This is a genomic window from Amycolatopsis acidicola (assembly GCF_007713735.2).
Classification (GTDB): domain Bacteria; phylum Actinomycetota; class Actinomycetes; order Mycobacteriales; family Pseudonocardiaceae; genus Amycolatopsis_E; species Amycolatopsis_E acidicola.
The window spans coordinates 1-12,156 of sequence record NZ_VMNW02000090.1; the positions used below are offsets into that span (position 1 = coordinate 1).

Annotated in this window: 7 protein-coding genes; 4 read left to right on the plus strand and 3 right to left on the minus strand. The window is 69.7% G+C overall.

The window, feature by feature from the left end:
- Positions 1-194: 194 nt before the first annotated feature.
- Positions 195-4,178 (plus strand): chromosome segregation protein SMC, encoded by a 3,984-nt coding sequence (smc, locus tag FPZ12_RS37205; protein WP_150980682.1) that lies wholly within the window; start codon positions 195-197, stop codon positions 4,176-4,178.
- Positions 4,179-4,354: 176 nt separating this feature from the next.
- The gene (locus tag FPZ12_RS37210) at positions 4,355-6,844 is read left to right on the plus strand and encodes a DUF2961 domain-containing protein (RefSeq protein WP_243770231.1); all 2,490 of its coding nucleotides are present in this window, start codon (positions 4,355-4,357) and stop codon (positions 6,842-6,844) included.
- On the opposite strand, the gene FPZ12_RS37215 is transcribed toward FPZ12_RS37210, so the two are convergent.
- Positions 6,841-7,284 carry an iron chaperone gene (locus FPZ12_RS37215; RefSeq protein WP_144753573.1) on the minus strand — a complete coding sequence of 148 codons (444 nt, stop codon included), beginning with the start codon at positions 7,282-7,284 and terminating at the stop codon, positions 6,841-6,843. The two genes, FPZ12_RS37210 and FPZ12_RS37215, sit on opposite strands and share 4 nt — an antisense overlap.
- Positions 7,285-7,396: 112 nt before the next feature.
- Here FPZ12_RS37215 and FPZ12_RS37220 point away from each other — a divergent pair, with 112 nt between their 5' ends.
- Positions 7,397-7,972: a TetR/AcrR family transcriptional regulator gene (locus FPZ12_RS37220; RefSeq protein WP_208026145.1), complete on the plus strand. Its 576-nt coding sequence runs from the start codon at positions 7,397-7,399 to the stop codon at positions 7,970-7,972.
- Between the two features lie 138 nt (positions 7,973-8,110).
- Positions 8,111-10,000, plus strand: coding sequence for a vWA domain-containing protein (locus FPZ12_RS37225; RefSeq protein WP_144753578.1), 1,890 nt, complete (start codon positions 8,111-8,113; stop codon positions 9,998-10,000).
- A gap of 4 nt (positions 10,001-10,004) precedes the next feature.
- On the opposite strand, the gene FPZ12_RS37230 is transcribed toward FPZ12_RS37225, so the two are convergent.
- Complete coding sequence (locus tag FPZ12_RS37230) at positions 10,005-10,604, minus strand: maleylpyruvate isomerase N-terminal domain-containing protein (protein ID WP_144753581.1); 600 nt, start codon at positions 10,602-10,604, stop codon at positions 10,005-10,007.
- Positions 10,605-12,149: a sodium:solute symporter gene (locus tag FPZ12_RS37235; protein WP_144753585.1), complete on the minus strand. Its 1,545-nt coding sequence runs from the start codon at positions 12,147-12,149 to the stop codon at positions 10,605-10,607.
- Between the last annotated feature and the right edge of the window lie 7 nt (positions 12,150-12,156).

Here is a 12,156-nt window from a genome sequence, read left to right on the forward strand (position 1 = left end):
AGACAGGCCCCCACCCGCCCCGGAACCGAAGCAAACGCACCTTGCTCTGGTAGGGCTGGGGTTTGTGGGGTGGCTGTGACATCTGAGGCGGGCGGCACGCCGGTGCGGGGCGAGCGTCCCGCGCTCGCCGGGAGCGCCTCGGTAGACTCATCCGATCTGGGAATGATCCGCAGCACCGGAGAGGTCTCCGCCAAGTGCACCTGAAAAGCTTGACGCTGAAGGGCTTCAAGTCCTTCGCCTCGGCTACCACCTTGCGGTTCGAGCCGGGCATCACGTGTGTCGTCGGCCCGAACGGCTCGGGCAAGTCGAACGTGCTCGACGCGTTGCGCTGGGTGATGGGCACGCAGGGCGCGAAGGACCTGCGCGGCGGCAAGATGGAGGACGTCATCTTCGCCGGCACCTCCGGCCGCGCGCCGCTGGGCCGCGCCGAGGTCACCCTCACCATCGACAACGCCGACGGCGCGCTGCCGATCGACTACACCGAGGTCTCGATCACCCGCCGGATGTTCCGCGACGGCGCGAGCGAGTACGAGATCAACGGCAGCTCCTGCCGCCTGCTGGACATCCAGGAACTGCTGTCGGACTCCGGGATCGGCCGCGAGATGCACGTCATCGTCGGCCAGGGCCAGCTCTCGCAGATCCTCGAGTCCAAGCCCGAGGAGCGCCGCGCCTTCATCGAAGAGGCCGCCGGTGTGCTGAAACACCGCAAGCGCAAGGAAAAGGCGCTGCGCAAGCTCACCTCGATGCAGGGCAACCTCGACCGCCTCGGCGACCTGACCGCGGAGCTGCGCCGTCAGCTCAAGCCGCTGGGCAAGCAGGCGGAGATCGCGCGCAAGGCCCAGTCGGTGCAGGCCGAGCTGCGTGACGCGCGGCTGCGCCTGATGGCCGACGACCTGGTCACCCAGCGCGGCGCCATCGCGAAGGAAGAAGCCGACGAGCAGACGGCCCGTGCCCGCCGCGCCGAGGTCGACCAGGCGCTGGAAATCGTTGGCGCGGAAGAGAAGCAGCTCGAGGCGCTGCTCGCGGAGGACGCGCCGAAGCTCGCCGCGGCGCAGGACACCTGGTACAAGCTGTCGGCGCTGGCGGAGCGGCTGCGCGGCACGGTCCGCCTCGCCGTGGAGCGCCAGCGGCATCTGTCGTCCGAGGTCGAGACGCACAGCAACGGGCGTGACCCGGAGGAGATGCTGGCCGAGGCCGAGCAGATCGCCGAGCGCGAGGAAGAGCTGAACGAGGCGGTTGCCGAGGCGCGCACGATGCTGTCGCAGACGGTCGAGCGCCGCGAGCAGCTGGAGCACGCCGTGCAGGCGGCGGAGAAGGCGCACATGGCCGCCGTCCGCGCGGTCGCCGACCGCCGCGAGGGGCTGGCCAAGCTCACCGGTCAGGTCGAGGCGTTGCGCAGCAAGAACGGCGCCACTTCCGACGAGATCGACCGGCTCACCGCCTCCATCGACGAAGCGGCCGCCCGCGCCGAGATCGCCGTGGAGGAGCTGGAAGAGGCCAAGGCCGAAGGCGGCGTCGAGGAGTCCGACGACGCCGACCTGCACGCCCGGCACGACCGCGCCGTGGAGGCGAACAAGGCCGCCAAGGAGCGCGTCGACGAGCTGGTGAAGGCCGAGCGCGGCGCGGAGCGGGAGATCGCTTCGGAGAAGGCGCGCGTCGACGCGCTTTCGATGGGCCTCAGGCGCAAGGACGGCGCGGGCGCGCTGCTCGGCGCGAGTGACCAGCTGCCCGGCCTGCTCGGTTCGGTGGCCGCGCTGCTGACCGTGGAGACGGGTTTCGAGGTCGCGCTCGCCGCGGCGCTCGGCCCGGTGGCCGACGCGGTCGCGGTGCAGGGCGGCGAGGACGCGCTGGCGGCGCTGAAGTACTTGAAGGACAACGACTCCGGCCGCGCGGGCGTCCTGCTCGGCGGCCAGCAGTACACAGTGGACACTTCATCGTGGCCGCCGCTGCCCGAAGGCGCGCGCTGGGCCCGCGAGGTGGTCTCGTCCCCGGAGGCGCTGCGGCCCGCGGTCGAGCGTGCGCTGGACCGGATGGCCATTGTGGACACTCTGGACGCGGCGCGGCGGCTCGTCGCGGTGTCGCCCGAGGTCAGCACGGTCACCACCGACGGCGACGTGTTCGGCGCGCACTGGGCGATCGGCGGTTCGGCGCGCAGCGAAAGCGTCATCGAGGTGCAGGCCGCGGTCGACGAGGCGCAGGACAGGATGCTGGCGGCCGAGCGGATGCTGGAGCGTACGGCGGCGGAGCTGGAAGGCGCGCGCGCCGAGCAGCAGGCCCGCAGTGACGAGGTCGGCCAGGCCAAAGAAGCCTTGGGAGAAGCCAAGGTTCGCAAGGCGCGGTCCTCCGAGCGGCTGAACAGGCTGCAGCAGGCGGCGCGCTCGGCCGAGGCCGAGGTCAGCAGGCTGCACCAGCAGCGCGCGAAGGTCGAGGCCAGCCGTGAAGACGCGTTGACGAAGCTGGCCGAGCTGGAAGAGCGGCTCGCCGCGGTTTCGGACCAGCCGGTCGACGAGGACCCCGACACCACCGAGCGCGACCAGGTCGCCGACGAGCTGGCCGTCGTCCGGCAGGAAGAGGTCGAGGCTCGGCTCGCCCTGCGCACCGCGGAAGAGCGGGCGCGTGGCATCGCGGGCAGGGCGGAGTCCTTGCGCCGTGCGGCCGTCGCCGAGCAGCAGGCGCGCGAGCGTGCCGAAAAGGCCCGTGCCGCAAGGGCGAGGGGCGCCGGCATCGCGGCCGCGGTGGTCGACGCCGGTGAGCTGGCATTGGAGCGCATCGAGTTGTCGGTGCAGCGTGCCGCCGCCGAGCGCGACGAGGTGCAGGCCGCGCGGCAGGGCCGGGAAAGCGCTCTCGCGCAGGTCCGCAGCCGGGTCCGCGAGCTGACCGGAGAGCTGGAGAAGCTCACCGACGCGGTGCACCGCGACGAGGTGCTCCGTGCCGAGCAGCGGCTTCGGCTGGAGCAGCTGGAAAGCAAGATCAGTGAGGACTTCGGCATCGGGCTGGACGACCTGATCGCCGAGTACGGCCCCGACGTCCCGGTGCCGCCGAGCGCCGCGGAAATGGCCGAGTACGAGGAGGCCCGCGAGCGCGGCGAGTCGGTGACGGCGCCGCCCGTCATCCCGTTCGAGCGCAGCACCCAAGAGCGCCGGGCGAAGCGCGCGGAGCGGGACCTCTCCACGCTCGGCAAGGTGAACCCGTTGGCGCTGGAGGAGTTCGCGGCGCTGGAGGAGCGCTACAAGTTCCTGTCCACGCAGCTGGAGGACCTCAAGGCCACCCGCAAGGACCTGCTGACCGTGATCAAGGAGGTCGACGAGAAGATCCTCGAGGTCTTCAGCTCGGCCTACCACGACGTGGCCCGCGAGTTCGAGACGGTGTTCTCGGTGCTGTTCCCCGGTGGTGACGGGCGGATGGTGCTGACCGAGCCGGACGACATGCTGGCCACCGGCGTCGACGTCGAGGCGCGCCCGCCCGGCAAGAAGGTCAAGCGGCTGTCGCTGCTCTCGGGTGGCGAGAAGTCGCTCGTCGCGGTCGGCATGCTGGTCGCGATCTTCCGCGCCCGGCCTTCGCCCTTCTACGTGATGGACGAGGTCGAGGCGGCGCTGGACGACACCAACATGCGCCGGCTGATCGGGCTGCTGGAGCAGCTCCGCGACTCGTCGCAGCTGATCATCATCACGCACCAGAAGCCGACCATGGAGATCGCCGACGCGCTGTACGGCGTGAGCATGCAGGGCGACGGCATCACGAAGGTGATCTCGCAGCGGCTGCGCACGGAGACCATCGAGGAGGGCGGCCCGGCGGCGGACGAGCCGGAAACCCCGGTGGCGCTTGAGGTTCCGGAGGCTTCGGCGGAGGCCGTGGCGCCTGCGGATGGCGAGTCCGCGGTGGCTGTGGACGCTGAGCCGGTCGCGCCCGCGGCGGTCGCCGAGGCCGGGCCGGAAGCCGTGGCGCCTGCCGAATCCGCGGAGGCCCCGCCTGCAGAGCCGGAGGCTACGCCGTCAGCCGAGGGCGAGTCGGAAGCTGCGCCGCCTGCCGAGCCCGCGGCGGTCGCGGAAGCTGAGCCGGAGGCCGTGCCGTCAGCCGAGCCGGTCGCCGAGGCAGAGTCCGAGGCCGCGCCCGAAGCCGTTGCCACGAAGGATCTTCCGGTCCCGGGCGATGCCGAGGTCGAGGCGAACGAGGACTGATCCTCCGCTCGTCCATCCGCGCGACGCGGCCTGTCGCGGAACCGGCGCCGTGTCACCGTCCGTGAATGGTCCACTCCACTCTGGTGGCGGCTGGACGCTCTCCCCGGCGTGCTTTTTACTGGTCCAGTAATCGATTTCTCGGTTACCAGGCCATCGACGTCCTGGGGGTCCCCGCCTTGCCCACACGTGTCTTCGCCATGCTCGCGACCGGTTTGCTGCTCACCATCCTCCTCGCCGAAGGCCACGCGGGCGCCGTCCAGCCCGCGCCGGCCAAGGGCCCGGTCGGCTGGCAGACCTACCGGTCACTCTCCGCTCTCCCGCAGCTGCGTCCCGGCGAGCAGGTCAAGCAGTTCTCCAGCTTCGACCGCACCGGCGACAACGACGACGGTTTCGTCGGCACCTACTCCTGCCTGCGCCACGAACCGAACGGCGAATGCGTGGTCGCCGAGGCCCACAGCCCCGGCGAGATCTCCTCGATGTGGTTCACCTACGAGGCGAACTCCGTCGCGGGCATCGGCCGGATCACGGTCGAGCTGGACGGGCGCGTGGTGCTGCAGGGTTCCTTGCAGGACATCGTGAACGGCGCGAAGGGGGCGCCGTTCGTGTGGCCGCTGGTGGGCAACTCCGCCGACACCATGGGCGGTTCGGTGATCAAGGTCCCGATGCCGTACACGAGCTCGATGAAGATCACCACGCAGAACAACCCGCACTTCTACCACGTGACGTACCGCCAGTTCGCCGACGCGGCCGGCGTCCGCACCTTCGACCCCGGCGACAAGGCGCTCGACGTGATCGATCGCCTGCGCGGGTACGGCATCCGTGACCCGAAACCGCCCGCGATCGGTTCTCGCAGCCAGGATTCCGGTTTCGCGCTGGCGCCGGGCGCGTCGATGAGCCTGCCGCTCACCGGTGGATCGCGGCAGATCGACGAACTCAGTCTGCGGCTGCCGCAGGTCATCGCCGGGCCGGACGTCTACGACGACGGACGCGCTTTCGGGCCGGGCAACAGCACGTTCCGGGCCGCGATCGCGCCGGACAACGAGGGCGTGCGCATCACCAGACGGTACGATCCCGGCATCGGCGACCAGCGCGCTTTGCTTGGCGTGGACGGAAAAACGGTCGGGGAATGGACCAGTGGTCCCGCCAGGCCCGGCGAATGGGCGGACCAGTCGATCGAGATCCCGGCCGCGTCGACGGCCGGCCGTTCGTCGCTGCAACTCACCAACACCTTCGAGTCCTCCTCGCTGGACTTCAACGAGTTCAGCTACGAGGTGCATAGCAAGATCGGTGGCCAGTGGGTGCGCACCGACCTCGTCGACGTCGGGCCGAACCGGGTCAGCGACGAGGCCGTGCACGGGTACCGCATCACCGGCGCCACCTGGCAGGGGCTGCGCTGGTCCCGCTACCCGGCGGACCCCGCGCAGGTCGCCGCCTCGAACGCGGTGCTCACCGGGCTCCGGCTGCGGATCACCTTCGACGGTCAGACCACTGTGGACGCTCCCGTCGGCGAGTTCTTCGGTTCCGGCCTGGGCAAATACGCCTCACGCACGCTGTTTCACTCCATTGACACCACCGAGAACGGCGCTTTCACGTCGTGGTGGCCGATGCCCTACCAGCAGAACGCGACCGTCTCGCTGGTCAACACGTCCGGCGTGCCGGTGACCGCGGGCACGCTGAGCGCCACCACCGCACCGTCCACTATGGAGGGAGCAGGGTACTTCCACGCCACCCAGCATTCCGGCGACGCGGAAACGGGCCAGGACTGGAACTTCCTGACCACGCAAGGACGCGGGGTGTTCTACGGCGTCACCACCACGATGCGCGGGAAGGTTCCGCCCGGCTCCGACGTGCACCCGATGAGCTTCCTCGAGGGCGACGAGCGGATGTACCCGGACGGCTCGGCCAGCCCCGCGATGCACGGTACCGGCACGGAGGATTTCTACGAATCCGGCTGGTATTTCCAGGATGCGCGTGATGGCGCGGTGGAAGGCGTGCCGTATGCGATGCCGCAAGCGGGCCTGGTCAGCCACGAGACCGGCGCCGATGGCTGTCAGTACGTCTGCCTCAACGCGTATCGGCTGCTGATGGCGGACGCCGTGCCCTTCGGTAACGGTGTGGAGTTCGACATCGAGCACGGTGACCAGTCGTCCGTTCCCGCGAACTACAGTTCCACCGCGTATTGGTACGGCCGGCCCACTCCGTCACTCGCGACGAGTGACGTGGTCGATGTCGCCGATGAGCAAAGCCGTGCGCTGCACGGATATTCGGCCGATGGCGAGACGAGGACGACGCTGACTTCGACGTTCGAGGGCAAGAACGACGAGGTGCCGGTGACCGGCGGGGTGACCGCGGCGACCGGCCCGGTCCGGTTCACCGCGAAGGTGGACCAGACCAACCAGGGCCTGCGCCTGCACCGCGTTTCCGATCAGCGGAACGCCTTCCAGCGCGCGAACGTCTACGTCGACGACCGGCTCGTCGGCGAGTGGTACCAGCCGCTGGGCAACGCCACTTCGCGCTGGCTGGAGGATTCCTTCGACGTGCCGGCGTGGGCGACGGCGGGGAAGGCCGCGGTGCGGGTGCGCCTGGAACCACTCGCCGGCGCACCGGCGTGGTCCGGTGCGAAATACACGGTGTTCTCGCAGACCGGAAATCCGGCCACCGACTAGCCCACGGATTGCTTGACCAGCGCGGTGATCCGCTTCTCCACCGCGGGCGTCACCTCGGTGAGGGCGAAGCCCGCGGCCCACATCGAGCCGTCGTCCAGTTGTGCCTGGTCGCTGAAACCGAGTGTGGCGTAACGGGCCTTGAACTTTTCCGCGCTCTGGAAGAAGCACACGACCTTGCCGTCGAGCGCGTAGGCGGGCATGCCGTACCAGAGCCTGGGTTCGAGGACCGGGGCGCCGGCCTTGACGATGGCGTGCACGCGCTCGGCCATGACTCTGTCGGAATCCTGCATTTCGGCGATCTTCGCGAGCAGGTCCTGCTCGGCCTGCGCTGCCTTTTGCGCGCGTGAACCGCGCCGCGCCGCGGCCTTCAGTTCGGCGGCGTGGTCCTTCATCGCCGCGCGTTCTTCGGCGCTGAAGGCCTTGGTTGCGGTGGTGCCCATGGGAAATCCCTTCGAGAGTTCTATCGGCACGGGGTGTGCCGATCTGCGGTCAAGAATGCTGCCCGGAGGCGGGATTGTCAACGGCACGGTTCGTGCCGATAAGATGGCCCGCGTGAACGCCACCCCGAGACGCCGAGGCGCCGCCCGCACCGACGAACTGCTCGAGGTGACATTGGAGCTGGCGGTGGAGGTCGGTTACGCCGGGCTGAGCATCGAAGCGGTCGCCCGCCGGGCCGGGGTCGGGAAGCACACGATCTACCGGCGCTGGCCGTCGAAAGCGGCGTTACTGCTGGACGCGCTCAGTCGCGTGTGGACCGCGGACCTGAACTACCGTGGCACCGGCGATGTCCGGGCGGATCTGCGCGAACAGTTCCTGCGCTCGGCGCCCGCGCTCGCCACCACGCCCATCGGCCCGGTCTACCGTGCGGTGATCGCCGAAGCGCAGTCCGACGAGGCGCTGCGGGCGACGCTGCACGAGATGTTCCTGGCCAACGTCGAGCAGAGCACTCTCGACCGGATCACGCGTGCGCAGCAAGCCGGCGAACTCGTGCCGGATGTGGACCTGACCTTCGCGGCCGAGGTGCTGTGCGGTGCCTTGTACTACCGGGGCCTGCTGTCCACCCGCCCCATCGACGAGGCGGCCGTCGACAGCCTGCTCGACATGTTCATGGCCGCCTACGGTGCTTAGGCGATCGAGGCCTGCCGCCGAGTCCGCGAGTGGGACCAGCCGCTGGGCAACGCTTCTTCGCGCTGGCTGGCGGATTCCTTCGAAAAGCCGCCGCAAGATTGAGGGGAACTGACTCGGGAAAGGGTCCGTCCCATTCTCATGCGACCGAAGGGGAAGGCGCCGAAATCCGGGGGAGTACCGCGCCGCTCGATTCCAGCTCTGCTGGCCGGCCTCGTCGCGGTGGTGGGCGTGGGGTTCGCCCCCGCCGCGCACGCGGCCGGTGCCGGCGGGCCGGCCCCGGTCATGCTCGTGCTCGACGGATCCGGCTCCATGCAGGCCAAAGCCGGGGCGGGCACCAAGATGGACGCGGCGAAATCGGCTGTGCACCAGCTGGTCGGGGAGCTCCCGGACAGCGCGCGGCTCGGGCTCGAGGTGTACGGCACGCGCACGGGTTCCAGTGACGCGGAGAAAACCGCGGGCTGCCAGGACGTTTCCGTGGTCCACGCGGTCGGGCCGCTGGATCGGGCGGGGATCGGGAACGCGGTGGACGCGGTCCAGCCCCGCGGGTACACGCCGATCGGCCAGTCATTGCGGCAGGCGGCGGACGCCCTGCCGCAGGAGGGCCCGCGCTCGATCGTGCTCGTCTCCGACGGCGAAGACACGTGCGCGCCACCGGATCCCTGTGAGGTGGCCAAAGAGCTGAAACAGCGAGGCGTGGATCTGACGGTGCACGCGGTCGGTCTCGGGGTCGACGACAGGACGCGCGCGCAGCTGACGTGTATCGCCGAATCGACCGGCGGCACGTACACCGACACGGATACCGGATCACTGGGCGGAGTCCTCTCGCAGGTCACGACGGCCGCGCTGCGGAACTACCAGGTCTCCGGCACGCCGGTCACCGGCTCGGCCGATCCCGGTTCGGCGCCGGTGGTGCGTGCGGGGCAGTACCAGGATGTGCTGGGGCCACAGGAAACGAAGTACTACGCGGTCGACGTTCCGGCAGGTTGGAGCCTGTACGCCAGCGCCACCATCGCCTTCCAGCGCGCGGCCGAGTCCGCTTCGACGCAGAACTACGAGACGGCACTGCTCGGCCCGGGCGGGATCGACTGCCACATCAGCGATTCCGGCCTCACCACCCACGCGAACGACGGCGAAGCCATCGCGACCGGCGTCGCCTTCCACGACGGTGATCCGGACGCCGCCTGCCACGGGGCCGGCCGGTACGTGCTGCGCGTGACCCGCGACGGTGGCGAGGACTACGCGCACGGCGCGGCGCTGCCGATCGAGCTGATCATCGGACTGGAGCCACCGGCCGGTGGTCAGCAGGAGGCCTCGGAAACCGTTACGTACCAAGATCCTCCGGGCGCGGATCAGCCGGTGCTCGGCAGTGGTTCCTTCACCACGGCCACCGAACTGGCGGCGTCCGGGCACTACTCGGACGTCATCCAGCACGGCGAGACGCTGTTCTTCAAGGTGCGGCTGCAATGGGGGCAGGGGCTGGCGTACCGGCTTCGGTACGAGCCGCTGGGCGCGGGCGGGCCCGGCTCCGCGCAGGTGTCCACCACGTTGTTCAACCCGGCGCGGCAAACCGTCGACCATGAGCAGAGCGGCTACGCCGACCAGCCGACGACCCTGCCGGAAGACGGCGCGCTCGCGACGCCCGCGATCGCTTACGGCAACAGGGATTCCAGTGACGATTCGATCAGCACGGCCCCGATCCCGGGCTGGTACTCCTTCTCGGTCAAGCTCGGCGAGGCAGGGAGCTCGAATGTCACGGGGTCTCCGGTCCGGCTGCACGTGGACCTGTCGCTGAGCGGGGCCGCCCAGTCCCCGCCGCCGTATGTCGGCGCCACGCCGGCGCAGGCGAACGGCGATGGGATTTTCGTGGCTGCCGGCGGTCCTGCCGTTGAGACGCCGGGCGCTCAGCCGTCGGCGGGTGTTGCCGCGGTGAGTTCGTCGGTGGCGTGGTGGTGGGTCGGTGGCGCCGTCGTGCTGGTGCTGCTGCTCGGCGCCGGCGGCCTGCTGTGGTTGCGCCGGGCGCGAGGCTGAGAGGTCAGGCGATGGGTGCGCTGCCGTCCCATTCGGTCAGTGGCGCGCAGTGCCACGTCCACTTCGTGAGCCGTGGCCTGTCGTCGAGTGGGGCGCGGCCGTTGGCCCACAACAATGTCGGCCACGGGTCCGTGTCCGTCGGCACCCACGGGAACAGGCGATACACCGTCGCGGCGGCCAGCCGGGGCGGCGGGGCGAACGCGACGCCGAGCCCGCGCGCCGCGTCGTACGTGTGCACCAGCAGCTCGTCGCAGCCCATCGCGGCGAAGCCGGACGGGTCGGCGAGGCCCGCGGGGTGCCAGCCCCGCGACTCCGGCGAACTGGCCGCGACCACCGCGGCGAGCACCTTCGCCGTGGTGCCGAGCGTGACCACCAGCTCACCCGGCGCCGACTCCGGCCGGACGTCTCCATCCATTGTGGACAGTTCGGTGGGCCCGGCGGCCAGGTCGAAGGAATACGAGCGCAGGCAGTCGCCGATGTGCGCGACGACCCCCGCGACGGTGTAGTCCAGGTCCGGCACCTTGGCGGACCAGTCCCCGTCGAGGTGCGCGGACAGGAACTCGGCGCACGTGCCCGCCGTGCTGAGCAGGAAGTTGGCGTCCATCTAGACCGGCTCGGCCTCCTTGGCGGTGGCTTCCTCCGCCTTGGGGTCGGCGGTGCGGTGCCGCAACGAGAGCAGTCCGCCCACGACCAGGGTGATCAGTACGCCGAGCAGCGTATACCAGGGGAACGCGAGCACGACGGGCTTCGCGCCCGGCGAGGGCGGGATCTTGACCCACAGCACCACGACGGCCATCACGGCGACGGTCACCACGAACGCGATGATGGCGTCCAGCTGTCGCGCCCGTTTGACCCAGATGCCCAGCAGGAACGCGCCGAGCATCGCGCCGTAGGTGTAGCCGGTGATCGAGAGGCCCTGCTCGATCACCGGGTTGTTCTTGCTGGAGAACAGCGAAGCGAACACCGCGAACACGATCGCCCACACCAGCGTCCAGACGCGGCCGTGCCGCAACAGCTTCGAGTCCTCGGGTTTGCGGTGGGTGAAGCGCTGGTACAGGTCGGCGACCGTGGAGTTCGACAGCGCGTTCAGCGCCGAGGCCAGCGCGCCCATCGTGGACGCCAGGATCGCCGCGATCAGCAGGCCGGCCACGCCGACCGGCAGCTCGCCGATGATGAAGTTGGTGAAGATGTCGTCGGTGCTCTTCACACCGAGGTCCTTGAAATTGCGGAACCCGTTGTGCGCCCACAGCATCGCGCCGATCACCAGGAACAGCCCGAACTGGATGGTCACCGCGACCCCGCTGCCGATCAGCGCCTTGCGCCCGTCCTTGACGCTGCGGCAGGACAGGAACCGTTGCACGATCAGCTGGTCCGCGCCGTGCGAGGCCATCGTGAAGATCGCGCCGCCGACCACCGCGGTGAGGAACGCGTACTGGCTGGTCAGCAGGTGCAGCCCGTGGAAGTTGAAGTCGAAGAGCTTGAAGATCCCGGCCTCCGAGGCACGCGACGTCCAGCCGGAAGGCAGTTTGGCGGCCAGCACGATCAACGCGACGATCGCGCCGCCCACGTACATCGACAGCTGGATCACGTCCACCCACACCACGGCCTTGATCCCGCCGACGAGCGCGTAGATCACGGTCAGCGCGGTGAGCACCACGACGATCTGCCAGTACTGGGTGTGCAGCCCGTAATGGGAGAGGATCAGCTGGATCGGGATCGCGCCCGCGAACAGCCGGACCCCTTCGGCCAGCAGCCGCGTGACGATGAACGCGACCGACGAAACCCCTTGCATGGTCGAGCCGAACCGTTCGCCGAGGAACGCGTACGCGGTGGACTGCTTGCCCTTGAAGTAGCGCGGCAGCAGCACGAACGAGACCAGCGTGCGGCCGATGATGTAGCCGAAGGGGAGCTGCAGGTAGGTCAGCCCGTTGTAGGAGCCAGAGGCCGCCCAGATCAGGCCCGGGGTGCTGATCACGGTCAGCGTGGAGGTCTCGGTGGCGACGATCGAGAAGCACACCGCCCACCACGGCAGGCTGCGCTCGCCGATGAAGTAGTCGGCCGCGGAGCGCTGCTTCCGGCCCACCAGCACGCCGATGGCGGGCATCGCGGCCAGGTAAACGACGATGATCGCCAGGTCAACGGGATGCATCCGGCTC

What these genes read in the sequence shown, in the direction of transcription:
- FPZ12_RS37235 (WP_144753585.1), bottom strand. Translation starts at nt 12,149, where the DNA reads ATGCATCCCGTTGACCTGGCGATCATCGTCGTTTACCTGGCCGCGATG.
- FPZ12_RS37230 (WP_144753581.1), bottom strand. Translation starts at nt 10,604, where the DNA reads ATGGACGCCAACTTCCTGCTCAGCACGGCGGGCACGTGCGCCGAGTTC.
- FPZ12_RS37225 (WP_144753578.1), top strand. Translation starts at nt 8,111, where the DNA reads ATGCGACCGAAGGGGAAGGCGCCGAAATCCGGGGGAGTACCGCGCCGC.
- FPZ12_RS37215 (WP_144753573.1), bottom strand. Translation starts at nt 7,284, where the DNA reads ATGGGCACCACCGCAACCAAGGCCTTCAGCGCCGAAGAACGCGCGGCG.